The following is a 26142-nucleotide window of genomic DNA, read 5'->3' as shown; positions in this document are numbered from 1 at the left end:
GACGCGGGCCGCCCGCCGCTCCGGCGGTGAGTGGAGTCACGGTTACAGAATGCCAGCCGTTTCGCCGACTTGACTCGGACGCTACCGGGAAGCAGGCATCATTGGTGTCCTGCCGTCATATGCAAGGAGTTGCGACGTGGAACTTACCGTTGTCATGCCATGCCTCAATGAGGCCGAGACCGTTGAGATCTGTGTCCGCAAGGCCCTTGACTGCATGCGGGAGAACGGTGTCGACGGCGAGGTGGTGATCGCCGACAACGGCAGCACGGACGGCTCGCAACAGCTGGCCCGCGACGCGGGCGCCCGGGTTGTCCACGTCGACGCGAAGGGCTACGGCAACGCCCTGATCGGCGGCATCCGGGCCGCCCGCGGCAGGTACGTCATCATGGGCGACGCCGACGACTCCTACGACTTCACCAACCTGATGCCCTTCGTCGAGCAGCTCCGGGACGGCGCCGAGCTGGTCATGGGCAACCGGTTCCGCGGCGGGATCGCGCCGGGCGCCATGCCCCCGCTCCACCGCTACCTGGGCAACCCGGTCCTGTCCTTCATCGGGCGGCTGTTCTTCCCCAGCGAGATCGGCGACTTCCACTGCGGCCTGCGGGGCTTCCGCCGCGAGTCGATCCTGCGACTCGGGCTGCAGACCGGCGGCATGGAGTTCGCCTCCGAGATGGTCGTCAAGGCGACCCTGCAGGGGCTCGACGTCCGCGAGGTGCCGACCACCCTGTCGCCCGACGGCCGCTCCCGCCCGCCGCACCTGCGCTCCTGGCGGGACGGCTGGCGCCACCTGCGCTTCCTGATGCTCTACAGCCCGCGCTGGCTGTTCTTCATCCCCGGCCTGGTGCTGATGACCCTCGGTCTCGTCGCCGGCGCCGCGCTCACGTTCGGCCAGGTGCGCATCGGCAAGCTCGCCTTCGACGTCGACACGCTGGTCGGCGCGTCCGCGATGGTGGTGATCGGCTTCCAGGCCGTGCTGTTCGCGCTGTTCACCAAGGTGTACGCGGCCGAGGAGGGCTTCCTCCCCGAGGACCGCCGGGTCAGGAAGCTGGTCGACATCGTCACGCTGGAGCGGGGCCTGCTGGCCGGCGGCGCGCTCGCGGTGGCCGGTCTCGCCGGCCTGGTGGCCTCGCTGTCCCACTGGGGCGGCCGGGGCTTCGGCGAGCTGATCCCGGCCGAGTCGCTGCGTCTCGTCGTGCCGTCGGCGACCGCGTTCGTCATGAGCTTCCAGACGATCTTCGCGTCGCTGTTCATCAGCATCCTCGGCATCCGCCGCTCGCGGGAGACCCCGGCCGACATCGCCGCGTCCGCCGCCGAGGAGGCCGCCGAGGCCGTCAACCAGGACGTCAACCGCGAGTCCGTCGCCTGATCCGGGGCCTTGATCCGGGCCTGATCCGGGCCTGATCCGGGCCTGATCCGGGCCTGATCCGGGCCTGATCCGGCGGCTCGCGCGGACCCGTGTGCCGCCCCGTAACCAAGGGGAGGCACCGGTCGCGGACCGATAGGATTTGCGCATGGCGGCTACAGGAACGACAGCATCCGGGGAGTCGGCGTACTACGTGACGACGCCGATCTACTACGTCAACGACGCCCCGCACCTGGGCCACGCCTACACGACCGTCGCGGGCGACGTGCTCACCCGCTGGCACCGCCAGCGCGGCGAGAAGGTGTGGTACCTCACCGGCACGGACGAGCACGGTCAGAAGGTCATGCGCACGGCCGAGGCGAACGGCGTCACACCCCAGGAGTGGTGCGACAAGCTCGTCGAGGACGCCTGGAAGCCGCTCTGGGAGCACCTCCAGATCGCCAACGACGACTTCATCCGGACGACCGAGCCGCGCCACACCGACCGCGTGCAGGAGTTCGTGCAGGACCTGTACGAGAAGGGCGAGATCTACAAGGGCGGGTACGAAGGGCCCTACTGCGTCGCGTGCGAGGAGTACAAGTCGCCCGGCGACCTGCTGGAGGGCGACCTGTGCCCGATCCACAAGCGCCCGGTGGAGTGGCTGAAGGAGGAGAACTACTTCTTCCGGCTCTCCGCGTTCGGCGACCGGCTGCTGGAGTACTACGAGAGCAACCCCGACTTCATCCGGCCCGCCTCGGCGCGCAACGAGGTCCTGTCGTTCGTGAAGCAGGGCCTGCAGGACCTGTCGATCTCGCGGTCGACCTTCGACTGGGGCGTCCCGATCCCCTGGGACACCAAGCACGTCATCTACGTGTGGATCGACGCCCTGCTCAACTACGCCACGGCCGCCGGTTACGGCGCGGACCAGGAGAAGTTCGACGCCACCTGGCCGGCGAACATCCACCTGGTCGGCAAGGACATCCTCCGCTTCCACGCGGTGATCTGGCCCGCCATGCTGCTGGCGAACGGCCTGCCGCTGCCGCGCGGGGTCTTCGCCAACGGCTGGCTGATGGTCGGCGGCGAGAAGATGAGCAAGTCGAACCTGACCGGCATCTCGCCGCGCGAGCTGACCGAGCACTTCGGCGTGGACGCCTACCGCTACTACTTCCTGCGGGCGATCCCGTTCGGCCAGGACGGCTCGTTCTCCTGGGAGGACTTCTCCGCCCGATACATCTCCGAGCTCGCCAACGACTTCGGCAACCTGGCGTCCCGGGTGGCCGCGATGGTCGGCAAGTACTTCGATGGTGTGCTGCCCGAGGCCAAGGACGCGGGTCCGGCCGAGCAGGGGATAGCGGACGGCCTCGCCGCGGCGGCGGCGCGGGCGGACACCCTGATCGGCGACAACCTGGACTTCTCCGCCGGCATCGGCGCGATCTTCGAGTTCGTGAAGCAGGTCAACGGCTACCTCAGCGACCAGGCGCCCTGGAAGGTCGCCAAGGACGACTCGCCGGAGGGGCAGGCGCGCCTCGCGACGATCCTCTACACGGCGGCCGAGTCGCTGCGCGCGATCGCGGTGCTGCTGCACCCGGTCATGCCGGCCACCGCTGAGAAGCTCTGGGCGTCCCTCGGGGCGGAGCCGCACCTCGGCGCGCTCGCGGACCAGCGGATCGCCGACGTCGCCACCTGGGGCCGGCTTCCCGCCGGGGCGCGGGTCGTCAAGGGAGAGATCCTCTTCCCGAGGCTGGAGAACGCCTGACCATGTCGCGAGAGCGTCCGGCGCCGCCCGAGGCGCTGCCCGTGGAGGTGTTCGACAGCCACTGCCACCTCGACATCATGGTCGGCGACCGGCAGGCGTCCTCCGGTGATCCGGTCGCGCTGGCGGCCCAGGCCGCCGGGGCGAGCGTCGAGACGATCGTGGCCGAGGCGAGGGCGGTCGGCGTGACCCGCCTGGTGACCGTCGGGTACGACCTGCCGTCCTCCCGCTGGAACGCCGCCGTGGCCGCCGGGCACCGCGACGTGTACGCGGCGGTGGCCATCCACCCCAACGAGGCGCACGCGTCCACGCCCGAGGTCCTCGCCGAGATCGAGGACCTCGCGCGGCGGCCGGACGTGCGGGCGGTGGGGGAGACCGGGCTCGACTACTACCGCGACTGGGCCTCGAAGGAGGACCAGCACGCGAGCTTCCGCGCGCACATCGAGATCGCCAGGCGGACCGGGAAGGCCCTGGTGATCCACGACCGGGACGCGCACGACGACGTGCTCGCCGTGCTCGCCGACCAGGGCGCCCCGGACGTGGTCGTCTTCCACAGCTTCTCCGGCGACGCCGAGATGGCCAAGCGGTGCGTGGACGCGGGCTACTACATGTCGTTCTCCGGCCCGGTGACGTACAAGAACGCCGGATATCTCCGGGAGGCGGCGGCGGTGGCCCCACCCGAGCTCATGCTGGTCGAGACCGACGCGCCCTACCTGCCGCCGACGCCGCACCGGGGCAGGCCCAACGCGCCCTACCTGGTCCCGCTCACGCTTCGCTGCCTGGCCGAGGTCAAGGGCATGGACGTCGCCGACCTCGCGGCCCGGATCTCCGCCAACGGCGAGGCCGCGTTCGGCGCCTGGTGAGGCGCCCGCCCGGTGGCTCAGGCCGGCCGCGCCCGGCCGTGGTCCGGACCGGCGCGGGGATGCCCGACACTGGAGGAATGAGTCTGCTTGGGCCGGTCGAAGTGCGTGTGCTGGCGGAGAAGCTGAACCTCCGCCCGACGAAGAGGCTGGGGCAGAACTTCGTGATCGACGGCGGCACGGTCCGCCGGATCGTCCGGCTCGCCGAGGTCACCCCGCAGGACGTGGCGATCGAGGTCGGCCCCGGCCTCGGCTCGCTCACCCTCGCGCTGCTGCCGGAGGTCGCCGAGGTCGTCGCCGTGGAGATCGACCCGGTGCTGGCCGGGCAGTTGCCGCTGACGGTCGAACAGCGGGCTCCCGAGGTGGCGGGCCGGCTGACCGTGGTGCCCGCCGACGCGCTCAAGGTCGGCCCCGGCGACCTCCCGGCCGAGCCGACCGTGCTCGTGGCCAATCTGCCGTACAACGTGTCGGTTCCGGTCGTGCTGCACCTGCTGCGGGTGCTGCCGTCACTGCGGCGCGGGCTGGTGATGGTGCAGGCGGAGGTCGCCGACCGCCTGGCCGCCGCGCCGGGCTCGCGCGTCTACGGGGTGCCCTCGGTCAAGGCCGCCTGGTACGCCGACGTGCGCCGGGCCGGACCGGTCGGGCGCAACGTCTTCTGGCCCGCGCCGAACGTCGACTCGGGCCTGGTCTCCCTAGTACGGCGCGAGCCGCCGGCGACGACCGCGACCCGCGAGGAGGTCTTCGCCGCCGTCGACGCGGCCTTCGCCCAGCGCCGCAAGACGCTGCGCGCCGCGCTCGCCTCCTGGGCCGGCACGCCCGCCGCCGCCGAGGAGGCGCTGGTCGGTGCCGGAGTCGACCCCTCGGCCCGGGGTGAGCAACTGCGGGTCGAGGACTTCGCCCGCATCGCCGAGCAGCGCCCCGCCAGAGCCCCCCGCCCCGCGACCACCCCCTGACCGGCTTCCGCGCACCTCCTGATCGCCTCCTGGCCGCCTCCTGATCACCCAGGCCGCCGTCCGCTCGCCGCCCGCGGCGGTCAGCCGGCGACGGCGGCGCCGAAGTCGAGGGTGTCCGCACCGTCCGGCCCGGGCAGCACCATCCGCTCGCCGGGCCCGGGCGAAGGTCCGGAGCCGGAGGACGCCCCGGCGCGGGGGATCGTCGAAAGGATCGCCGCGCCCGTGACCCCGGCGTCCGGAGCCCCGGCCAGCACCCGGCCGTCCGCCGTGCCGCCGACGCTCCACCCCAGATGGTCGTACGGCGCGGGTCTGTCCTCCCGGAGCACGACGCGGCCGGGCGGGCCGGTGAGCCGGATCACGTGGACCGCACCCGCCTCGGGCACGCCCGGCAGCGCCTGGCCGGGGGCCCCGGCGAGCAGGGACGGCCCGGCCAGCGCGAGGGAGAAGCCGAACCGGCCGCGTTCGCCCGCCTCGGCCTGCGCGCCCAGCAGCCGGACGAACCGCGGCCCGGGACCGGCCGCCTGGAAGAGCAGGACGGCCCCCGCGTCACGGGTGTCGTAGGGATCGGCCCCCGGGGCGCCCACGGCCAGGTATCCCGCGCCGTACGCCAGGGAGTAGCCGAGGCGGTCGCCGGGGTGGGACGGCAGGTCGCCGGTGAGGCCGGAGATGTCCCACCCGGCGCCCTGGTAGGCCCACGGCCGGGTCGCCACATCGTAGATCACCGTGACGGCCCCGGTGTCCGCCTGGCCGTTCTCCTCCTGGTCCTCGAACGGCGCGCCCACGGCGAGGTCGAGCGGCCCGGCGGCGCCGCCGAGCCGCCCGAGGGCGAGCGACCAGCCGAACATGTCGCCGGGCTGGGACGCTCCCGGAACGCCGGGCGAGTCCTGCGTGATGCGCTGCGGCGTGCCGGGGTCGCGGCCGGTGAACCGATAGACGTAGACGGCTCCGGAGTCGGCCTTGCCGTCGGCGTCCTCGTGCGGCGCGCCGACCACGACCACCCCCTGCGCGCCCGCGCCGGTGCCGCTATTCGCGGCCATCCCGCTGCCGGCCTCGGCCGTGCCGGTGCCGCCGTTTTCACCGGCGATCGTCGTCTGCGCGGCTGCACCTGTGCCCGGGCTCGTACCGGTGATCGCCGTGTCCTCGCTCCCGCCGCCGGTGCCGGGAGCCGGGGCGGCGGGGCCGATGTCGGGAGCCGGGTCGCTCACGGCGAGGGACCAGCCGAAGTGGGCGTCGGTCCTGGCCTCCGGCGGGCGTAGCTCGGTCCGGGGCGCGCCGGGCGTGCCGAAGTCGCGCCCGCCCCAGTAGACGTACGCCACCCCCGCCCCGTGCGCCTGCACCTGACCCGCGCCCCCGTACGCGTACGGGGTCGAGACCACGAGATCGAGGCACCGGTCGCCGTCGATGTGCGCGGCGCGGGCCGTCCAGCCGGGCGCCGCCGCGTCGAACGCGGTGACCACGGGCGCCGACGCCGACGGCGGCCCGCCGCGCAGGAGGAACACACGGCCCGACCCCACCGCCGTGCTGTCCGGGCTCGGGGCCAGCGGGTCGGTGACCACCGCGTCGTCGAAGCCGTCTCCGTCGAAGTCGGCCGGGCCGGCCCGCGCGCAGTCGCCGCCTCCGGCTCCGGCTCCGGCTTCGGCTCCGTCCAGGGGCGTCGCCGCTGTCGCGCCGGTCGCCTCCCGGGCGGCGTCCGGCGTCCCTCCGGAGGCCGGACTCACGGGGCCAGGCTCCGGAGCGGCCCGCCGGGGCGCCTCCCCGGGCGCCTTCCCGTACGCGTCCCCGGGTGGAGGAAGACGTACGTGGACGACCGGCGCGTGGGCGACGAACGAGCCGTCGAGGCGGGCCGCCGTGCGGCCGGAGGCCAGCGCGTACTCGGCGCTGAGCGTGACCATCGCCCCCGGAGCGAGCGTGGCCGGAGCGGAGCGGGAGGCGCGGGGGTGGTGCGGCACGTTCCGGTCGTCGAGAAGGTCGGGCGGGCCGGCCGGCTCGGCGTCCGCGCCGCCCATGTTGAGCATGATCCAGTCGATTCGGCACACCGGGGCGGCGCCGGTCGGCGGATGGCACGAGGGGGGCTGGACGACGACCTGGACGTCACCGATCTCGATGCGGCGGCCCACGTCGCTCGCCCGGCCGGCGGGCGGAGGGCCGCCGGAACGGGAGGTGAGCAACCCGACCGCGAGGCCCGCGACGATGGCGAGGGCCACGGCGGAGGCGACCAGCGCGAGCAGCCTCCCGGTCCGCCGCCGGGGGCGCGGCCCGGACGGACGCGGCCCGGACGGAGGCGCCGGCGGGTCCCACGAGCCCTCGATCACCTGGGTGGCCGGGTCGGGCCGGCTGCCGACGAGGTCCAGCAGCAGTTCCTGCGACGTGGGCCGGTTGCGCGGCTCCCGGTCGAGCGCCCGGCGGACCAGGCGGTCCAGCGGCGCGGGCAGCGCGCCGAGATCGGGAGCGCTCTCCAGCAGACGGTGGGCGAGGACCATCGGGTCGCCCTCCCCGAAGGGATGTCGGCCGGTGGCGGCGTACGCCACGAGGCAGCCCCAGGTGAAGACGTCGGCGGCGGGGGTGACCGGGAGGCCCCGGAGCTGCTCGGGCGCCCACCAGCCGGGGGTGCCGACCAGTTCGTCGGTCCCCGTGTGGCCGTGGGTGGCGTCCACGGCCCGCGAGATCCCGAAGTCGATCACACGGGGGCCGGACATCGACAGGATCACGTTCGAGGGCTTGAGGTCCCGGTGGACCAGCCCGGCCGCGTGGATCGCGGTCAGCGCCGCCGCCACGCCGAACGCGACACCGTGGAGGGTGCCCGGCTCCAGCGGTCCGTCCATCGTGATGTGCCGGTCGAGCGGCGTGCCGGGAATGTACTCGGTGACCATGTACGGCCGTCCGTCCGGCGTCTCGCCGTGACCGAGCACCTGGGCGGTGCAGAACGACGCGACGGCGCGGGCGTGCTCGACCTCCGAGGCGAACCGCGCCGTGAAGCCGGAGTCGCCCGAGCGCCCGGCCCGGATCACCTTGACCGCGACGTGCCGCTCCTCCGGGGAGACGCCCAGGTAGACCGTGCCCATCCCGCCCGAGCCGATCCGGCCCACCAGCCGGTAGTCGCCGATCGTCTTCGGGTCGCTCGCGGCAAGGGGGGTGGTGGCGTCGGAATCGATCGGGGCTCCCAGGGGGTGGTGCCGGGGACGGTCATGACGGGCGGCGTCACGGAAGACCGGCACGGGGGCGGACCTGAGGTCACCGTACCGGGATGTGTACGGCTTTCGCCCTTGTTTGTGGCCTTCTCTTGGCCGGGCGAGGGACGGGACCACGTTAGGCTCGGGTCCCATGTCTGGAGCGAACCCGCAGGCCGCGCGCGGAGCCGGCCGTCAGGACGTCCCGCGGGCGGCGGCCCGATGAGGGCGATCACCGTACGCGTGCCCGCGAAGGTCAACCTGCAGCTCGCGGTCGGGCCGCTGCGCGAGGACGGCTACCACGACCTGGTGAACGTCTTCCACGCCGTGTCGATCTTCGACGAGGTCACGGCCGCCGAGCCCGGCGACGTGTCGGCGGCCGCGCCGCCGCTGACCGTGCGGATCGAGGGGGAGTCGGCGGGCGAGGTGCCCGCGAACGACGACAATCTGGCCGTACGGGCGGCCCGCGCGCTGGCCGCCCGGGCCGGTCGCTCCTACCGGGCCGACCTGGTGATCCGGAAGTCGATCCCGGTCGCCGGCGGCATGGCGGGGGGCAGCGCCGACGCGGCCGCCGCCCTGGTGGCCTGCAACGAGCTGTGGGGCCTCGGCCTGCCGGTGGAGGACCTCATGGAGATCGCGGCCGACGTCGGCAGCGACGTGCCGTTCGCCCTGTTCGGCGGCACGGCCGTGGGCACCGGCCGGGGCGAGCGGCTGTCGCGCCTGGAGACGTCGGGCTCCTTCCACTGGGTCTTCGCGCTCGCCGACGGCGGCCTGTCCACTCCCCGTGTGTACGGCGAGTGCGACCGCCTGCGTGCGGAGGCCGGGACGGACCCCGGTCGTCCGGCGGCGAGCGAACCCCTGCTGGCCGCGCTGCGCGAGGGGGACGCCGTCGCCCTCGGCCGGGCGCTGACCAACGACCTGCAGCCCGCGGCGCTGTCCCTGCGGCCGTCGCTCGCGCGCACGCTGCACGCCGGCGACGAGCTGGGCGCCCTGGGCTCTCTCGTCTCGGGGTCGGGCCCGACCTGCGCGTTCCTCGCCGCGTCGGAGACGCACGCCGCGGAGATCGCCGCCGGGCTCAAGAACGCCGAGGGCTGCCGGGCCGCCGTCACGGCCACCGGCCCGGTCCCCGGAGCCGTGGTCGTCGGCTGAAGCCCGCAGGCTCGCCGAATACGCTCGGGGGACCGAGGGCGGATAGGCTTGTCGGACGATGAACCTGGTCAATCTGGAGTCGGTCTCCCACGCCTTCGGCCTCAAGCCCCTGCTGGCCGATGTCTCTCTCGGCATCGAGCAGGGCGACCGGATCGGCGTCGTGGGCCGCAACGGCGGCGGCAAGACCACGCTCATCTCGATCATCTCCGGCGCGCTGCGGCCCGACGGCGGGCGCGTGACGCACACGCGCAACCTGCGGGTGGGCATGCTCTCCCAGCGCGACGAGTTCGACCCGGACATGCCGGTGAAGGACATCGTCCTGGCCGGGCGGGCCGAGCACGAATGGGCCGGCGACGCGGCGATCAGGGAGATCCTCGCCCGGCTGCTCGGTGACGTCGACCTGGCGTCCCCGGCAGGGTCCCTGTCCGGCGGTGAGCGCCGCCGTACGGCGCTGGCCAGGCTGCTGATCGGCGAGCACGACCTGATCGTCCTCGACGAGCCGACGAACCACCTCGACATCGAGGCCATCGCGTGGCTGGCCGGGCATCTGTCCCGGCGCAGGTCGGCGTTGCTGGTGGTCACGCACGACCGGTGGTTCCTCGACGCGGTGGCCACCCGCACCTGGGAGGTCGTGGACGGCACGGTCGAGCGGTACGAGGGCGGCTACGCCGCCTACGTCCTCGCCAAGGCCGAGCGCGCCCGCCTCGCCCAGGCTGCCGAGGAGCGCAGGCAGAACCTGATGCGCAAGGAGATCGCCTGGCTGCGGCGCGGCCCGCCGGCGCGTACGTCGAAGCCGAAGTTCCGGATCAACGCCGCCGAGGCGCTGATCGCGAACGAGCCGCCGCCGCGGGAGACGGTCGAGCTGCTCGGCTTCGCCTCGGCGCGGCTGGGCAAGACGGTCTTCGACCTGGAGGACGTGACGCTCCACGCGGGAGGGCCCGGCGCCGGGCCGCTCGTGCTCGACCACAGCACGTACCAGTTCGGCCCGGGTGACCGGATCGGGCTGATCGGGGTCAACGGCTCGGGCAAGTCGTCGGTGCTGCGCCTGCTGTCGGGCACGGTCACGCAGGACGGCGGCCGGGTCGTGCGGGGCCGGACCGTACGGCTCGCGCATCTGTCGCAGGAACTGCACGATCTCGATCCGTCGCGGCGGGTGCTGGAGACGGTCGAGGAGGTGCGCAAGTACGTCCAGGTCGGCAAGAAGGAATGGTCGGCCTCCCAGCTGCTCGAACGCCTCGGCTTCCGGGGCGAGGCGCAGTGGAAGGTCGTCGGCGACCTGTCCGGCGGTGAGCGGCGGCGGCTCCAGCTCCTTCGGCTGATCATGGACGAGCCGAACGTGCTCCTGCTCGACGAGCCCACCAACGATCTCGACATCGAGACCCTCACCGAGCTGGAGGACCTGCTCGACGGCTGGGCCGGCACGCTGGTCGTGGTGAGCCACGACCGCTACTTCCTGGAGCGGGTGGCCGACCGCTGCGTGGCCCTGCTCGGGGACGGCAGGCTCTCCATGCTCCCGGGGGGCGTGGACGAATACCTGGAGCGCCGGGCCTCGGGAACCGCGCTGTCCGCCCGCGGCGCGGCCTCGTCGGCCGCGCCCGCCGCCGTACCGGCGGAGCGGAGGCAGGGCGGGGACGGGCAGGAAACGGGCGGGCAGGGCGCGGACCAGGCGGCCACCGCCGGACTGTCGGCCAAGGAGCTGCGGGAGCTGCGCAAGGAGCTCAACCGGCTGGAGCGGCAGCTCGACAAGCTCGGCGGGCGGGAGGCGGCGCTGCACGCCGGCATGGCCGGGGCCGCCGGCGACTTCACCCGCCTGGCCGCCCTCGACGCGGAGCTGCGCGAGGTCGGCGCGCAGAAGGAGATGGTCGAGCTCGAATGGATGGAGCTCGCCGAACGCCTGGAAGGCCAGTGACGCGAACCCCGGTCCCCGCGCGGCGCGCCTAGGACTCGGAGACCCGAAAGCAGGACACAGGACAAGGCGGCGCGTGGCCCGGGAGGGCCGCGCGCCGCCGCGTTGTGGCGGTGTGGCGGTGTGGCGGTGTGGCGGTGGGCGAGGCCGCCGGACGTATGCACGACGGGTATGGGTTCCGTGCCTCGGATGTGACCTTTGTCACAGCACCTTTGACCCGCCGGATGACAACCGTCTCGCGAGATCCCTCATGATCAGCGCAAACACAGCTGACATTCAGGAATGGTCCTGACGTGCGGACACGTATGTCGCGCTTGGTGGCTATTTGCGCAGCCGGATTACCACTTTTCCCCCGCATTCTTCGTATAACTTTCTCCTCGTTCCTTCACTGACGCATGGGGCGCAAGTGACGCCTCACGACAGACCAGGGAGAATTTTCCATGAAGCGCACGCTTACTCTGGGCGGCATGGCGGCCGGTCTGCTGGCCACCGCCGTTGTCGCCACCCCCGCTGCGAACGCCGCGAACGACGTTTCCGCCAACTCGCTGGCCAAGACCAACCTGGCCGCGCAGCAGGTTGCGGCATTCTGGTACGGCGAGGACGCGGCGAACCTGATCAACGCCACGCCGTACGGCGTGGAGACCAAGGTCGTCGCCAAGCACATCTCCAAGGGCGGGCCGTCCGCGGACAGCAAGCCCGGCGTGGTGCCGGCGATCGGCGACGAGAAGAAGTCGGCCGCGAAGTCGAAGAACGTGAACCTGCCCAAGACCACGGGCAAGGTGTTCTTCCTCGGCGCCGACGGAAAGCCGCACTGGTGCACCGGCACCTCGGTGCAGTCGGCTTACCACAACGTCGTCGCGACCGCGGGTCACTGCGTGTACGACACCGAGTCGAACGCGGCCACCCTCGACAAGTGGGTGTTCATCCCCGGTTACTACCAGACCAAGACCCCGTGGGGCATCTACGTCGGTAAGACGGCGTACACGCACTACGACTACGACGTGTACGAGGACGGCGACCGCGACTACGCGTTCGTCACCGTGTACAACGGCGTCAAGGTCGAGAGCAGAGGCGTGTCCAGCTCGTCGACCGACGGCGGCAAGGACTGGGGCACCTTCGAGACCCGCGCCGAGGCCGAGAAGAAGGTCAAGGACCTGCAGGACGCCAAGGAGACCGGCGCGTCCAAGCTGGAGATCACCCCCGTCGTCGACTGGGCCCACAAGGTCGCCCTGGGCACGCCCGACTCGCAGAAGGTCGCGGCCAGCGTCGCCCAGCTCGCGGTCGACCCGGCCACGATCGGCACGGCTCGGACCACCCTGGAGAACTGGGCCAAGGGCCACCTCGGCGCCTCCACCTACACGGACAACACGTGGGGCTCCGTGGTCACCGAGACCTACCGGAACTCCGCCACCGGCTGGAACTCGAACAACGCCACGAAGCAGACGACCTTCGTCTTCGCCCAGGGCAACAAGAAGTACAAGGCCACCTTCTGGGGCAACTTCGACACCGACTACCAGGTCACCGGCAAGGTGCTGTCGATCGGCCTGTCGGACGTCGGCCGCCTCGGCGACAACGTCGGTGGTCAGGGCCTGGCCTACAACCAGAAGCTCGGCCAGCCGGTCTTCGTGTTCGGCTACCCCAGCGGGTCGCACCCGGACGGCAACCACGCCTTCACCGGCCACACGCTCAAGTGGACGTACGGCAAGACCTTCGCCGCCAAGGCCCCGGCCATCAAGGCCGAGGAGCTGCAGGCCGTCAAGTCGTCCTTCACCGGTGAGGGCGCGCTCGGCTCGTCCTGGCTGCTCAAGTACAACAACGGCCGCCGTCTCGGCTACCTGAACGGCGTGACCATCGGCGTCTCCGACACCGACGGCAACGACCGCTACGACACCTCCGTCTCCCCGTACTTCGACGGCGAGACCTACGGCGTCTACAAGGCGGCCGCCAACCTGTGGTCCGGCAAGATCGTCTGATCTGCCCACAACTGATCGCGAAGGGGCCCGGCATCCAGCCGGGCCCTTTTTTGTGTGCGCGGCTTTTGTGTGCGGCTTCCGTGTGCGGCTTTTGTGTGCGGCTTCCGTGTGCGCGGCTTCCGTGTGTGCGGCTTCCGTGCGCGCGGCTTTCGTGCGCGCGGCGTCGTGCCGGCAGGTCCCCCAGGTCGTGTGCTCCACGGTCCCGAGCGCCGTGGGCGCGGCGGCATGTGGTCACGGTGGCATTGCGGTCATGGTGGCATTGTGGTCGCGGCCGCAGCGGTTCACGGGCACGTGCTCTTGGGCTGCTGCGGTCGCTGGGCCGTCTTCACATCCGCCGCCCGCGCCCGCTGCCTGTGTCGGTCGCCCGTGTCCGCCGGCGCTCGTCCACCTGCCGGGGACGGTTCGCCGGAGGGGTTTCGGGGTGGCCGGGACAACGGAAAAGGGCCCGGCACGAAGCCGGGCCCTTCTCGTCAGGCGTACGGAGATCAGACGATCTTGCCGGACCACAGGTTGGCGGCCGCCTTGTAGACGCCGTAGGTCTCGCCGTCGAAGTACGGGGAGACGGAGGTGTCGTAGCGGTCGTTGCCGTCGGTGTCGGAGACGCCGATGGTCACGCCGTTCAGGTAGCCGAGACGGCGGCCGTTGTTGTACTTGAGCAGCCACGCCGAGCCGAGCGCGCCCTCTCCGGTGAAGGACGACTTGACGCCCTGCAGCTCCTCGGCCTTGATGGCCGGGGCCTTCGCGGCGAAGGTCTTGCCGTAGCTCCACTTGAGGGTCTTGCCGGTGAAGGCGTTGTTGCCGTCCGGGTGCGACCCGCTCGGGTAGCCGAACACGAAGACCGCCTGGCCGATCTTCTGGTTGTAGGCCAGACCCTGACCACCGACGTTGTCGCCGAGACGGCCGACGTCCTTCAGGCCGATCGACAGCAGCTTGCCGGTGATCTTGTAGTCGACGTCGAAGTTGCCCCAGAAGGTGGCCTCGTACGTCTTGCGGTCCTTGGTGAAGGTGTAGACCGTCTGCTTCGCGGCGTCGCCCGAGTTCCAGCCGAGGCGGGAGGAGTGGTGCCTCCGGCCCTGGCGGACCTCCTTGACCACGGAGCCCCACGTGTTGTCGGTGTAGGTGGACTCGCCGAGGTGACCCTTGGCCCAGTCCTCCAGGGTGGTCCGAGCCGTGCCGATCGTGGCCGGGTCGACCGCGATCTGGGCGACGCTGGCCGCGACCTTCTTGGAGTCGGGCGTGCCCACGGCGACCTTGTGGGCCCAGTCCACGACGGACTCGACCTTCAGGCTGGAGTAGCCCGTCTCCTTGTCCGCCTGCAGCTTCTTGAGGGCCTCGGCAGCCTCGCCGGCGGTCTCGTACGAAGCCGACTCGTAGTTCTTGCCGCCCGCGACCGAGGTCGGGAGCACGCCGTTGTACACGGTGACGAACGCGTAGTCGCGGTCGCCGTCCTCGTACACGTCGTAGTCGTAGTGCGTGTACGCCGTCTTACCGACGTAGATGCCCCACGGGGTCTTGCCCTGGTAGTAACCCGGGACGAACACCCACTTGTCGAGGGTGGCCTTGTTCGACTGGGTGTCGTACACGCAGTGCCCCGCGGTCGCGACCAGGTTGTGGTACGTCGACTGCACCGAGGTGGCCGAGCACCAGTGCGGCTTGTGGTCGGCGCCGATGAAGAACACCTTGCCCGTGGTCTTGGGCAGGTTCACGTTCTTCGACTTGGACGTCGACTTCTTCTCGTCGCCGATCGCCGGGACGGTGCCGGGCTTGCTGTCCGCGGACGGCCCGCCCTTGGAGATGTGCTTGGCGGAGACCTTGGTCTCCACACCGTACGGCTTGGCGTTGACGAGGTTGGCCTTGTTCTCGCCGTACCAGAACGCCGCGACCTGCTGGGCGGCCAGGTTGGTCTTGGCCAGCGTGTCGTTGGACACGGTGTTCCCCGCGTGGGCGGCGGGGGAGGCGACGACGGCGGAGGCCAGGAGGCCGGCCGCCATGCCACCGAGGGTGAGGGTGCGCTTCAAGAGGGTTCTCCCTTGGTCTGCCGTGAGGCACCACCTGTGCCCCATGCGTCAGTAAAGGTGCGATAAACAAAGTTATAAGAGAAATCAGGAGGATCAACGGCGTTTGGGTGAGCGAACCATCGCCCTCCGTGATGACCGGCCTCTTGGGCCCTCAAGCCGCTGCTGAGATTTTGCTGCGTTTCGCCTGTTGGGAGTGTGAATCTTCGGCCGGTTCCGGGGCCGCTCGCAAGATCCCGTGGAGGCCTCTAATGTGACCTAAATCACACTAAATAGACGAAACCAGAAAGCATCGTGATCACGTCTGAGTTGTCCGCCGCGGTGATGGCGGGGTCGCGCCGAGGCTTCGGACCGTCCGGGAAGCGGTGTGCGGCGCCGCTGAGTGGCGACGAGCTTCGAGAGGGTCTCCGCACGGCAGGAAGGGCGCGTACGGCCGTCAGGCGCGCGCTCGGCGCGACGGATGCGGCGGAAACGCCCCCGGAAACACGAAAAGGGCCCGGCTGGATGCCGGGCCCCTTCGGGATCAGTCTGGGACAGATCAGACGATCTTGCCGGACCAGTTGCCGGCCGCGGCCTTGTAGACGCCGTAGGTCTCACCGTCGAAGTACGGGGAGACGCTGGTGTCGATCCGGTCGTTCTTGTCGGTGTCGGCGAGGCCGATGGTCACACCGTTCAGGTAACCGAGGCGACGGGCGCTCTTGTACTGCAGCAGCCAGGACGAACCGATGGCGCCCTCTCCGGTGAAGGAGGACTTGACGCCGACCAGTTCCTCGCCCTTGATCGCGGCGGCCGAGGCGGCGAAGGTCTTGCCGTAGCTCCACTTGAGGGTCGCACCCGAGAAGGCGTTGTTGCCGTCGGGGTGGTATCCGCTCGGGTAGCCGAAGACGAAGACCGAGCTGCCGATCTTCTGGTTGTAGGCCAGGCCCTGACCACCGACGTTGTCGCCGAGGCGGCCGACGTCCTTGAGGCCGATGACCGGGCCGTGACCGCCACGGACGCTCTTCGCGAAGAAGGTCCGCTTGAAGTAGCGGTACTCGGGGCCGGTGGGGGTGGGCGTCGGAGTCGGAGTGGCCGTGGGCGTCTCCGTGGGCGTCGCGCTGGGCGAAGGAGTGGGCGTCACGCTCGCGGACGGGCTCGGCGAGGGGCTGCGCCTGCCCACGATGGTGGCGGGCGTCGCGTCGCGGTCGCCGTGGTCGCCACGACCGTGGTGGTCGTCGCGCCCGTGGTGGTCGTCACGACCGCGCACTTCCTTGCGGAAGTACAGGGTCTTGCCGTCCCGGCTGACGTACCAGTCCCGCCGGCTGTCGTACTCGCGGGCGGTGATCTCCTTGGTCACGACACTCGTGCCCGAGGCCCACGGGCCGTCGCCCGTGAGGTCCTTGCCCTTGTTCTTGGCCTGGAAGTCGCGCACGCTGACCTGGGTGGTCTGCGTGCGGTCGTCGTGCCCGCGGCCACGGCGCTCGTCGCGACCGTAACGGTCGTCACGGCCGTGGTGGTCGTCGCGCCCGTGGTGGTCGTCACGGCCGCGGCTGTCGTCGACCACGGTCGGGAGCACGCCGTTGTACACGGTGACGAACGCGTAGTCGCGGTCGCCGTCCTCGTACACGTCGTAGTCGTAGTGCGTGTACGCCGTCTTACCGACGTAGATGCCCCACGGGGTCTTGCCCTGGTAGTAACCGGGGACGAACACCCAGCGGTCGAGCGTGGCCCGGTTCGACTCGGTGTCGTACACGCAGTGCCCGGCCGTGGCGACCAGGTTGTGGTACGACGACTGCACCGAGGTGGCCGAGCACCAGTGCGGCCTGTGGTCGGCGCCGATGAAGAACACCTTGCCCGTGGTCTTGGGCAGGTTCACGTTCTTCGACTTGGCGGCCGACTTCTTCTCGTCGCCGATCGCCGGCACGATGCCGGGCTTGCTGTCCGCGGACGGCCCGCCCTTGGACACGTGCTTGGCGACGACCTTGGTCTCCACGCCGTACGGCGTGGCGTTGATCAGGTTCGCCTTCTGCTCGCCGTACCAGAACGCGGCGACTTCCTTGGCGGCCAGGTTGGTCCCGGCCAGAGTGGCGGCGCGGTGGTCGGAGCCGGCATGAGCGGCGGGGGAGGCGACGACGGCGGAGGCCAGCAGGCCTACCGCGACGCCACCGAGAGTGAGCGTGCGCTTCAAGAGAAACTCCCTGGTCTGTCGTGAGGCGCCACCTGCGCCCCAAGCGTCAGTAAAGGAACGAAATTGAAAGGTATCTGAGAGAATCCTGGGAAAGAGGGTATTTCAGCTGACCAGATTGTGAAGGCCACGGCACCGCGTCGTTGTCCGAGGGGCTCTGGCGTGGTCGTTTCCGCTGATCATGATGGGTGGATCCGCTTCCCGGTCACGCTCGGTGATGGATCGGTCCAGCAAGGGGTGTGACAAACGTCACACTCCGCGATGAAACCGGTTGTCACCGAAGAACCGTCCGAGATTGCCGCGCCGACGCCTTGGCCGGTCCGCCCGGGGGAACGGCCGCCGCCTACCGGAGCCCGTTGTCGGGCGTGTCCGAGGGGGCGTCGAAGGGCACGAGGAGTGTGCGCAGCAGGCGGGCGAGGGCCTGCTGCTCGTGCGGGTCGAGGCCGGCCAGCAGCTCGCGTTCGCGCCGCAGCAGGTCGGCGAACGCGGCGTCCACCCGGTCCATGCCGGCGCGGGTGAGGCGCACCAGCACGCCGCGCCGGTCCTCGGGATCGGGGCGCCGGGTGACCAGCCCGGCGGCGGCGAGCCGGTCGATGCGGTTCGTCATCGTGCCCGACGTCACCAGGGTGGCGCGCAGCAGCGCGCCGGGGCTCAGCTCGTACGGCTCGCCGGAGCGGCGGAGCGCCGTCAGCACGTCGAACTCCCACGACTCGATGTCGTGGGAGGCGAAGGCGGCCCGGCGCTCACGTTCAAGGTGCCGGCTCAGGCGGGAGACCCGGCTGAGCACCTCAAGTGGTGTCACGTCCAGGTCCGGGCGCTCCTGCTTCCAGGCCGCGACCAGCCGGTCCACCTCGTCCTCGGCGGGCCTCGAGAGGGTCATGGACCGAGTCTAGCTTTTCTTGACATCGAGATATCTCACGCGATATCGAGTTATCTCGACATCAAGGTAACTGGGGAGGCGGGCATGCCTGGGGACATCTGGGACCCGGAGGTCTACGAGCGCTACGCGGCCGAACGCGGGAGGCCCTTCCACGAACTCGTGAGCCGGATCGGCGCGCGGTCGCCCGGATACGTCGTCGATCTCGGCTGCGGGACCGGAGAGCTCACGGCGACGCTCCTCACCAGGTGGCCCGGCGCCCGGGTCCACGGAGTGGACGCCTCGCCCGCGATGATCGGCAAGGCGCCGGCGGGGCCTTTCTTCGAGGTGGCCGACGTACGCGACTGGAGTCCGTCGCGGCCGGTCGACGTGATCGTCTCGAACGCGCTGCTGCAGTGGCTCCCCGAGCGCCGTGACCTGCTGCGCCGGTGGAGGGGCTGGCTCGCCGAGGACGGGTGGCTCGCCTTCCAGATGCCCGGCAACTTCGACGCGCCGAGCCACGCCGTCGTGCGCGAGCTGTGCCGTACGACCTGGCGGGCGGAGCTGGGCGACGTGCCGCGCGGGGCGACGGTGGGGGAACCGGAGGAGTACGTGGACCTGCTCGCCGGTCTCGGCCTCACGGTGGACGCCTGGGAGACGACCTATGTCCACGTCCTGCGCGGCGAGGACCCGGTGCTGAACTGGGTCAGGGGCACGGCGCTGCGGCCGATGCTCGACCGGCTGCCGCCCGAGCGGCACGCGGCCTTCCTCGCCGACTGCGCGCGGGCCCTGCGGGAGGCCTACCCGCCCCGCCCGTACGGCACCCTCTTCCCCTTCCGCCGCATCTTCGCCGTCGCCCACTCATGAGACCTGTTCACCTGCGCGTGGCACTATGACGGCCCGACCGGGAGGCACTTGGGGGAACGGTGGCGCTTGAGATCGAGGACAAGTTCGACGTACAGGAAGACTTCACCCTGCCCGACCTGGGCGGCGTGCCGGGATGCGCGCGGGTGGCCGAACCCCTGTCACACCGCCTGACCGCGGTCTACTTCGACACTCCCGATCTGCGCCTGGCCGCCCGGGGCGTCACGCTGCGGCGCCGGCGCGGCGGGGACGACGAGGGCTGGCACCTCAAGCTGCCGAAGGCCGCGGGCGCCCGCGAGGAGATCACCCGGCCGCTCACCCGCAGCGCGAAGACGGTGCCCGCCGAACTGGCGAGCCTCGTCCTGGCGTACACGCGGGGCGCCCCGCTGGCGCCGGTGGCCCGGCTGGAGACCCGCCGTTCCATCGCGCTGCTGCTCGGACCCGGGGACACGCCGCTCGTGGAGGTCGCCGACGACCGGGTCAAGGGCACCGTGCTCGGCGACGAGCCGGTGGTGCGGCGCTGGCGGGAGGTCGAGGCCGAGATCAAGGAGGGCGACCCCGAGATCCTCAGGAAGGTGGGCAAGCGGCTGCGCAGGGCGGGCGCCGCCCCCTCGGCCAGCGGGAGCAAGCTCGCCCGGGTCCTCGGCGACCGGATCCCCGCTCCGCGCCCCGCGACGCGGCCCGAGCCCGGCTCCGTCGGCGAGGTCGTCGTCGGCTACCTCCGCGCCCAGGTCGCCGCGCTCGCCGCCCAGGACCCCCGCGTACGGCTCGCCGGGGAGGACGCCGTACACCAGGCGAGAGTGGCCTGCCGCCGGCTGCGCAGCGCGCTCAAGGCGTTCAAGCGGATCGTCGTGGAGACCGAATCCGTGCAGGAGGAGCTGAAGTGGCTCGGCGAGGTGCTGGGCGAGGCCCGTGATCTGGAGGTCATGCGGGTGCGCTTCGGCGACCGTCTCGACGCGCTCGACCCCCGGCTCGTCACCGGCGAGGCGCGCCGCAGGCTGGGCGACGACCTGCTGGCCAGGGAACACGACGCGTACGACCGGATCCGGGCCGCGCTCGGCGGCGAGCGTTACTTCGCGCTGCTCGACGCCCTCGACGTGCTGGCGGCCGACCCGCCGCTGACGGCGGCGGCGGGCAGGGACGCGGCCAGGGCGCTGCCGAAGATCGTGGACAAAAACTGGCGGCGGGTGGTGGACGCCTACGACGCGGCCGGGCGCGCGGAGGAGGGCGAGGAGCGCGAGGCGGCCATGCACGAGGTGCGTAAGGCCGCAAAGCGCGCTCGATACACCGCGGAGGCGGTCGGCGTGTCCGGGCCGGCCAAACGGGCCAAGAAGGTGCAGACGGTGCTCGGCCGGCACCAGGACGGCGTGGTCGCCCAGGACACGCTGCTGGAGGAGGCCGCCCGGGCGCGGGAGGCGGGGGAGGACACCTTCACCTACGGCGTGCTCGCGGGCGTCGAGAGCGCCGAGGCGGCCCGCGCCCACGAGGAGTTTCCCGCCGTGTGGGCGTCCGTCACCGGTTCCACGTGATCCGTCAGGTCACGTAGCGCTCCAGCGTGACCACCCGACCGGCCGCGTGGTGGAGGACGGCGAAGCCGCCCTTGGCGAGGGCGAGGTCGGCGGACCGCGCCCGGTGCAGCGCCTCACCCGCCATGCCCAGCAGCGCGGGCAGCACCTTGCCGTGGCTGCACAGCACCGCCGCCTCCGCCGCGGCGAGCGACTCGCGCACCAGGCGTTCCGCCTCGCGGGGGTCGTAGCCGCTCTCCGACAGCGCCTTCTCCCGGCGCACCTCCAGGCCGCGCCGTTCCGCGTACGGCCCGATCGTCTGGGTGCAGCGCCTGCTGTGCGAGCTGACGAGCCGCTCCGGCCGGTACGCCCCGAGCACCGTGGCCAGGATCTCGGCCTGGGCGCGACCCCGCTCGTCCAGCGGGCGGTGGTCGTCGTCACCCTTCCACTCCTGCCGGGAGCCCGCCAGAGCGTGCCGCAGGAAGATCAGCGGAGTGGTCGTGAGGGGCGCGGCGCCGACGGCCCGCAGCAGGTGCCTGTCCCACTGATAGGTGAGGCGCCGCACCGCCTCCTCGATCGGCAGCCAGACGACCTCGTCGACCTCCTCGTCGATCCCCGTGCCGATCCCCTCGCCGCCCTCCTCGCCGACCTCGGGGCCGTCGCCGGGATCGCGGGCGAGCCAGTAGTCCACCCGCTTGAGCCGGCCGTCCTTCAGGTAGTGCACGGGCGGGAGGGCGCGGCCGAGCACGACCCCCAGGCCGGTCTCCTCCCGCACCTCGCGCAGCGCCGCGGCGATCACGTGCTCGCCGTTCCTGAGCTTGCCCTTGGGCAGGCTCCAGTCGTCGTACGCCGGCCGGTGGACGAGCACGATCTCCGGATCGGCCGCCTCGCCCCGCCAGACGACCGCCCCGGCCGCCCTGATCACTCGTGCCGCCCTTCTCGAACCGGCCGTCCTTCTCGCACCGGCCGCCCTGATCGGCCCGGTCGTCATCACTCGCCCCCGTCGTCCACGGTCCGCCAGCGGCGGCTCGCGATCAGGTGGTGCTGGAGGTCGGTCTCGCCCCGGTGGCGCAGCCACTTGCCGTCGGAGTGCAGCGTCCAGGAGGTGGTGGTGTCCTCGAAGGCCAGGTCGAGTAGATGGGCGAGATACCTGCGGTGCTCCGGGCTGGTGACCTTGACCAGCGCCTCGACCCGCCGGTCCAGGTTGCGGCGCATCAGGTCGGCGCTGCCGATCCAGATCTCCGGCCGGCGTCCCCCGCCGAACTCGAACACGCGGGAGTGTTCGAGGAACCGGCCGAGCACGCTGCGTACGCGGATGGTCTCCGACAGGCCCGGCAGGCCGGGGCGGAGCGTGCAGATGCCGCGGACCCACAGGTCGATCGGCACGCCCGCCTGCGACGCGCGGTACAACGCGTCGATGACCGGCTCGTCCACCATCGAGTTCGTCTTGATCCGGATGCGGGCCGTGCGGCCGGCCGCGCGATGGGCGATCTCCTGCTCGATCCGGTCGAGCAGGCCCTGGCGCAGCGAGTCCGGCGCGACCAGCAGCCTGCGGTAGTCGGACTGGTGGGAGTAGCCGGTCAGGTGGATGAACAGGTCGGTCACGTCCTCGCCGACCTGCGGGTCGGCGGTGAGCAGGCCGAAGTCCTCGTAATGCCGGGCCGTCTTCGGGTTGTAGTTCCCGGTGCCGATGTGGCAGTAGCGCCGCAGTTCGCCGCCCGCCTCCTGGCGGACCACCATGGCGAGCTTGCAGTGCGTCTTGAGGCCGAGCACGCCGTAGACCACGTGGCACCCGGCCGTCTCCAGCTTGCGGGCCCAGGAGATGTTCGCGTGCTCGTCGAACCTCGCCTTGATCTCCACCACGACCACGACCTGCTTGCCCGCCTCGGCCGCGTCGATCAGCGCGTCCACGACGGGCGAGTCGCCGCTGGTGCGGTAGAGCGTCTGCTTGATGGCCAGCACGTCCGGGTCGGCCGCCGCGTCCTCCACGAACCGCTGCACGCTCGTCGCGAACGAGTCGTACGGGTGGTGGACGAGGATGTCACGCTCGCGCAGGGTGGCGAACAGATCGTCCTCGGCGCTGATCGCCTCCGCCGGGACGAACGGCCGGTAGTGGAGCTCCGGGCGGTCGAGGTCGGCGATGGCGTGCAGCCCGATCAGATCGAGCGGCCCGGGCAGGCGGTAGATCTCGTTGTCGGCCACGCCCAGCTCGTCCACGAGCAGTTCCAGCACCTGGGGGGTGATGGTGTCCTCGACCTCCAGCCGCACCGGCGGCCCGAACCGGCGGCGCAGCAGCTCGCGTTCCAGCGCCTTCATCAGGTTCTCGGTGACGTCCTCGTCGACCTCCAGGTCCTCGTTCCTGGTCACCCGGAAGACGTGGTGCTGCACGATCTGCATGCCCTTGAACAGCTCGCCCAGGTGCGCCGCGATCACGTCCTCCAGCGGGACGAACCGGTCCTTCGACGCGTTCACGAACCGGGGGAGCTGCGAGGGCACCTTCACCCGCGCGAACACCGTGTGGCCCGTCACCGGGTTGCGCACGGTGACCGCCAGGTTCAGCGAGAGCCCCGAGATGTACGGGAACGGGTGGGCGGGATCGACGGCCAGCGGCGTCAGGACCGGCCGGATCCGCTGGCGGAAGAGTTTGCGCAGCGCCGTCCGCTCCTCCCGGGCGAGGTCGTCCCAGCGGACGATCGCGATGCCCTGCTCGGCCAGCTCCGGGCAGATCCGTTCATGGAAGACCGCCGCGTGCCTGCGGGCGAGGTCGTCGGCGACCGACGCGATCCGGGTCAGCGCCTCGCTCGGCTTGAGCCCGCCCGGTGTCCGCAGCAGCAGCCCGGTCGCCATCCGCCGCTTCAGCCCGGCCACCCGTACGCGGAAGAACTCGTCGAGGTTGCTCGCGAAGATGGCGAGGAACCGCACGCGTTCGAGCAGCGGCACGGAGGAGTCCTCGGCGAGCTCCAGGACCCGTTCGTTGAAGAGGAGCCAGCTCTCCTCACGGTTGAGGAACCGGTCGTTCGGCAGGGGGGCGGGCGCGGGGAGGTCGGCCTCCTCCGGCGCAGGTGAGGGGGAGCTTTGGGCGGACATATAACGAAATATGCCCCACAACATTGAACGGAACGTTAACTTCGCAGCAACGAAACAGTCAGGCCCGCTCACCCCCGCCGGTCACCTGGCCCGCGGTATCGCGAGCCGTCCCGCCGGCTGTCTCCCGGGGGCGCCCCTCAGATCTCCCCGGGCTGCTGCCAGTCGAGGCCCCGGCCCCGTTCGCGCTACTCGCGTTCCTTGGTCTTCTCCAGCTCGCGCTGGCGGCGTTCGAGCTCCCTGGCGCGTTCGCGTTGCTCGCGTTCGCGGGCCTTCTCCTGCTCGCGGCGGAGCTTCTCCTGCTCCTTGAGCTGCCGTTCGAGCTCCTTGGCGCGTTCGCGTTGCTCGCGTTCCCTGGTCTTCTCCAGCTCGCGCTGGCGGCGTTCGAGCTCCCTGGCGCGTTCGCGTTGCTCGCGTTCGCGGGCCTTCTCCTGCTCGCGGCGGAGCTTCTCCTGCTCCTTCGCCTCGCGCTCGGTGGGCCGCGGCGTACGGGTCTCGGCGGCGGGGCTCAGGACCAGCCCGCGGGTCGCGCCGGTGAGCCCGGGGTCGGAGTCGAGGCCCTTCAGGCCGTTCCAGGACAGGTTCACGAGGTGGGCGGCGACCTCCTCGCGGCGCGGCGTGCGCACGTCGAGCCACCACTGGCCGGTGAGGGCGGTCATCCCCACGAGCATCTGCGCGTACATCGGCGCGAACTTGGGGTCGTAGCCGCGTTCCCGGAACTCGTCCGCGAGCACGTCCTCGACCTGGCTCGCGATGTCGCTGATCAGGCTGGCGAAGGTGCCCGTTCCCGACGCGGCGTGGGAGTCGCGGACCAGGATGCGGAAGCCCTCGCTGCTCTCCTCGATGTACTGCAGGAGGGCGAGCGCGGCGCGCTCCAGCTTGACGCGTGCGTGCGAGGCCGACAGCGCCTGGGTGACCAGGCTCAGCAGGCGCTGCATCTCCCGGTCGATCACGACGGCGTAGATGCCCTCCTTGCCGCCGAAGTGCTCGTAGACCACGGGCTTGGAGACCTTGGCGCTCGCCGCGATCTCCTCGACCGACGTGCCGTCGAAGCCCTTGTCCGCGAACAGGGCCCGGCCGACCTGGATCAGCTGCTCGCGCCGCTCCGCGCCGGTCATGCGTCGTCGAGCTCGGGAGGACTCGCTCACAGGTTCCATGATGGCGGTTGCCCTGGCCGGAGCCCGGCCCGGGACGGGTAAGGGGAGCGGCGCCGCCAGGGGCGCCGGTGCGGACGTCAGCGGAGCGATGGTTGGAGACAGGGCCGCCGCCTGTGCGAAAGCGGCCCCGCCATCCGCGCCGACTGGGGCGTCAGGCAATGCGCTTCGCCGCCAGCCGCTCCGGTGTCGGCCAGCGAACGTCACGGGCCCAGCCGGCCTTCTCGAACCAGCGGATGACGCCGGCGCTCAGGTCGATCTGGCCCTTCAGCGCGCCGTGCCGGGCGCAGGTGGGGTCCGAGTGGTGCAGGTTGTGCCACGACTCGCCGAACGAGGGGATCGCCAGCCACCACACGTTGCGGGACTTGTCACGCGACTCGAAGACCTCCTCGCCGAAGACGTGGCAGATGGAGTTGATCGACCAGGTGACGTGGTGCAGCAGGCCGATCCGGATGACCGTGCCCCAGAAGAACGCGGTCACCGCGCCCTGCCAGGACCACGAGATCAGGCCGCCCAGGATCCCCGGGAGCAGCAGGGAGGTGATCGCCAGGGCCGGGAAGGCCCGGTGCAGCTTCATCACGTCCGGGTCCTTCATCAGGTCCGGGGCGTACTTGGCCCGGTTGACCCGCTCGGACTCGAACAGCCAGCCGATGTGGGCGTACAGCAGGCCCTTGCACATGGACTTGAAGCCGGGGCCGAAGCGCCACGGCGAGTGCGGGTCGCCCTCCTTGTCGGAGAACTTGTGGTGCTTGCGGTGGGCGGCCACCCAGTCGAGCACGGACATCTCCAGCGAGAGGCTGCCGGCGATGCCGAGGGCGATCTTCAGCGGCCGGTTCGCCTTGAACGATCCGTGTGTGAAGTAGCGGTGGTATCCGACGGTGACGCCCAGGCCGGAAACGACGTAGAACACTCCGGCGATCGCGAGGTCGGTCCAGCCCAGGCCCCAGCCCCAGGCGAACGGCACCGCGGCGAAGACCGCCAGGATCGGCGCGCCGACGACGAGCGCGAAGACAACCAAGTCGGCCTTGCTCTTGTCCTGTGGTTCGAAGTCCGGCTTCGGCTGCGGCGCGGCGCGGTCGGAGACGACGGTCATGGGCTACCTCACGGGTGTTGAGAAGATTTTCTGGCTACGCGACCGTAACTTACGCCATCGTAAGTTAGGAACCCCTAAGAGCGAATGTGTGGAAGGTGACGCGCCGGGCCACATCTGGTGGCGAATCCACGTCTTGCCCCAACGCTCGGCAATCTGGTAATGCCTGTCGCCCCACATCAGAGGCTCGTCGCCGGTCGCGTGAGGTCCACGGCGCCCTGCCCGCAATGTGGCTTATCTAACATCCCGGCGTGCTGTCGCAGGCGTGTGAGAGGTCGCGTCCGCGAGGCGGATGCCGAGCACCCGA

At 71.2% G+C, this 26142-nt stretch carries 17 protein-coding genes; 9 read left to right on the top strand and 8 right to left on the bottom strand.

From position 1 onward, the window contains the following. Positions 1 to 136: 136 nt before the first annotated feature. The 4 genes from OG344_RS04645 to rsmA all read left to right on the top strand — a co-directional run bounded on the left by OG344_RS04645 (position 137) and on the right by rsmA (position 4908). Positions 137 to 1366: a glycosyltransferase family 2 protein gene (locus OG344_RS04645; RefSeq protein WP_204288722.1), complete on the top strand. Its 1230-nt coding sequence runs from the start codon at positions 137 to 139 to the stop codon at positions 1364 to 1366. A 145-nt stretch (positions 1367 to 1511) separates the two neighbouring features. After that, a complete protein-coding gene (gene metG, locus OG344_RS04640; protein ID WP_405087112.1) occupies positions 1512 to 3098 on the top strand; it encodes a methionine--tRNA ligase in 1587 nt (528 codons plus the stop codon). 2 nt (positions 3099 to 3100) lie between these two features. Next, entirely contained in the window at positions 3101 to 3958 is an 858-nt protein-coding gene (locus OG344_RS04635; protein ID WP_405087111.1) for a TatD family hydrolase, read from the top strand. A 77-nt stretch (positions 3959 to 4035) separates the two neighbouring features. Further along, a complete protein-coding gene (gene rsmA, locus OG344_RS04630; RefSeq protein WP_327048023.1) occupies positions 4036 to 4908 on the top strand; it encodes a 16S rRNA (adenine(1518)-N(6)/adenine(1519)-N(6))-dimethyltransferase RsmA in 873 nt (290 codons plus the stop codon). 80 nt (positions 4909 to 4988) lie between these two features. On the opposite strand, the gene OG344_RS04625 is transcribed toward rsmA, so the two are convergent. Beyond that, positions 4989 to 8123, bottom strand: a complete 3135-nt coding sequence (locus OG344_RS04625) for a protein kinase domain-containing protein (protein WP_405087110.1) — start codon at positions 8121 to 8123, stop codon at positions 4989 to 4991. A gap of 174 nt (positions 8124 to 8297) precedes the next feature. Here OG344_RS04625 and OG344_RS04620 point away from each other — a divergent pair, with 174 nt between their 5' ends. From OG344_RS04620 to OG344_RS04610, 3 genes are all read left to right on the top strand, one after another. Further along, complete coding sequence (locus OG344_RS04620) at positions 8298 to 9224, top strand: 4-(cytidine 5'-diphospho)-2-C-methyl-D-erythritol kinase (RefSeq protein ID WP_405087109.1); 927 nt, start codon at positions 8298 to 8300, stop codon at positions 9222 to 9224. Positions 9225 to 9282: 58 nt separating this feature from the next. After that, positions 9283 to 11133, top strand: a complete 1851-nt coding sequence (locus OG344_RS04615; protein ID WP_405087108.1) for an ABC-F family ATP-binding cassette domain-containing protein — start codon at positions 9283 to 9285, stop codon at positions 11131 to 11133. 437 nt (positions 11134 to 11570) lie between these two features. Continuing rightward, the gene (locus tag OG344_RS04610; protein WP_405087107.1) at positions 11571 to 13103 is read left to right on the top strand and encodes a trypsin-like serine peptidase; all 1533 of its coding nucleotides are present in this window, start codon (positions 11571 to 11573) and stop codon (positions 13101 to 13103) included. Between the two features lie 485 nt (positions 13104 to 13588). Here OG344_RS04610 and OG344_RS04605 read toward each other — a convergent pair whose 3' ends face one another. The 3 genes from OG344_RS04605 to OG344_RS04595 form a co-directional block, all read right to left on the bottom strand. Further along, complete coding sequence (locus OG344_RS04605; RefSeq protein ID WP_405087106.1) at positions 13589 to 15121, bottom strand: trypsin-like serine peptidase; 1533 nt, start codon at positions 15119 to 15121, stop codon at positions 13589 to 13591. 535 nt (positions 15122 to 15656) lie between these two features. Then, on the bottom strand, positions 15657 to 17285 hold the full coding sequence (locus tag OG344_RS04600; RefSeq protein WP_405087105.1) for a trypsin-like serine peptidase: 1629 nt from the start codon (positions 17283 to 17285) through the stop codon (positions 15657 to 15659). A 340-nt stretch (positions 17286 to 17625) separates the two neighbouring features. Continuing rightward, on the bottom strand, positions 17626 to 18162 hold the full coding sequence (locus OG344_RS04595) for a MarR family winged helix-turn-helix transcriptional regulator (RefSeq protein WP_405087104.1): 537 nt from the start codon (positions 18160 to 18162) through the stop codon (positions 17626 to 17628). An 84-nt stretch (positions 18163 to 18246) separates the two neighbouring features. Between OG344_RS04595 and OG344_RS04590 the strand changes: the two genes are divergently transcribed. Beyond that, on the top strand, positions 18247 to 19005 hold the full coding sequence (locus OG344_RS04590) for a trans-aconitate 2-methyltransferase (protein ID WP_405087103.1): 759 nt from the start codon (positions 18247 to 18249) through the stop codon (positions 19003 to 19005). A 59-nt stretch (positions 19006 to 19064) separates the two neighbouring features. After that, the gene (locus OG344_RS04585; protein WP_405087102.1) at positions 19065 to 20531 is read left to right on the top strand and encodes a CHAD domain-containing protein; all 1467 of its coding nucleotides are present in this window, start codon (positions 19065 to 19067) and stop codon (positions 20529 to 20531) included. Positions 20532 to 20535: 4 nt separating this feature from the next. On the opposite strand, the gene OG344_RS04580 is transcribed toward OG344_RS04585, so the two are convergent. The 4 genes from OG344_RS04580 to OG344_RS04565 form a co-directional block, all read right to left on the bottom strand. Beyond that, positions 20536 to 21432, bottom strand: a complete 897-nt coding sequence (locus OG344_RS04580) for an NUDIX domain-containing protein (RefSeq protein ID WP_405087101.1) — start codon at positions 21430 to 21432, stop codon at positions 20536 to 20538. Positions 21433 to 21497: 65 nt separating this feature from the next. After that, a complete protein-coding gene (locus OG344_RS04575) occupies positions 21498 to 23594 on the bottom strand; it encodes an RNA degradosome polyphosphate kinase (RefSeq protein WP_405087100.1) in 2097 nt (698 codons plus the stop codon). A gap of 185 nt (positions 23595 to 23779) precedes the next feature. After that, positions 23780 to 24748 (bottom strand): TetR/AcrR family transcriptional regulator, encoded by a 969-nt coding sequence (locus OG344_RS04570; RefSeq protein WP_405087099.1) that lies wholly within the window; start codon positions 24746 to 24748, stop codon positions 23780 to 23782. Positions 24749 to 24899: 151 nt separating this feature from the next. Beyond that, positions 24900 to 25838 (bottom strand): acyl-CoA desaturase, encoded by a 939-nt coding sequence (locus tag OG344_RS04565; protein WP_327048008.1) that lies wholly within the window; start codon positions 25836 to 25838, stop codon positions 24900 to 24902. Positions 25839 to 26142 lie beyond the last annotated feature (304 nt).

It is taken from the genome of Microbispora sp. NBC_01389, assembly GCF_045040095.1.
GTDB lineage: Bacteria > Actinomycetota > Actinomycetes > Streptosporangiales > Streptosporangiaceae > Microbispora.
The sequence above is the reverse complement of the archived record's forward strand: the minus strand, read 5'-3'. Positions and strand labels throughout refer to the sequence as shown.

What these genes read in the sequence shown, in the direction of transcription:
- OG344_RS04610 (WP_405087107.1), top strand. Translation starts at nt 11,571, where the DNA reads ATGAAGCGCACGCTTACTCTGGGCGGCATGGCGGCCGGTCTGCTGGCC.
- OG344_RS04565 (WP_327048008.1), bottom strand. Translation starts at nt 25,838, where the DNA reads ATGACCGTCGTCTCCGACCGCGCCGCGCCGCAGCCGAAGCCGGACTTC.
- OG344_RS04575 (WP_405087100.1), bottom strand. Translation starts at nt 23,594, where the DNA reads ATGTCCGCCCAAAGCTCCCCCTCACCTGCGCCGGAGGAGGCCGACCTC.
- OG344_RS04615 (WP_405087108.1), top strand. Translation starts at nt 9,283, where the DNA reads ATGAACCTGGTCAATCTGGAGTCGGTCTCCCACGCCTTCGGCCTCAAG.
- OG344_RS04590 (WP_405087103.1), top strand. Translation starts at nt 18,247, where the DNA reads ATGCCTGGGGACATCTGGGACCCGGAGGTCTACGAGCGCTACGCGGCC.
- OG344_RS04595 (WP_405087104.1), bottom strand. Translation starts at nt 18,162, where the DNA reads ATGACCCTCTCGAGGCCCGCCGAGGACGAGGTGGACCGGCTGGTCGCG.
- metG (WP_405087112.1), top strand. Translation starts at nt 1,512, where the DNA reads ATGGCGGCTACAGGAACGACAGCATCCGGGGAGTCGGCGTACTACGTG.
- rsmA (WP_327048023.1), top strand. Translation starts at nt 4,036, where the DNA reads ATGAGTCTGCTTGGGCCGGTCGAAGTGCGTGTGCTGGCGGAGAAGCTG.
- OG344_RS04635 (WP_405087111.1), top strand. Translation starts at nt 3,101, where the DNA reads ATGTCGCGAGAGCGTCCGGCGCCGCCCGAGGCGCTGCCCGTGGAGGTG.
- OG344_RS04620 (WP_405087109.1), top strand. Translation starts at nt 8,298, where the DNA reads ATGAGGGCGATCACCGTACGCGTGCCCGCGAAGGTCAACCTGCAGCTC.
- OG344_RS04570 (WP_405087099.1), bottom strand. Translation starts at nt 24,748, where the DNA reads ATGGAACCTGTGAGCGAGTCCTCCCGAGCTCGACGACGCATGACCGGC.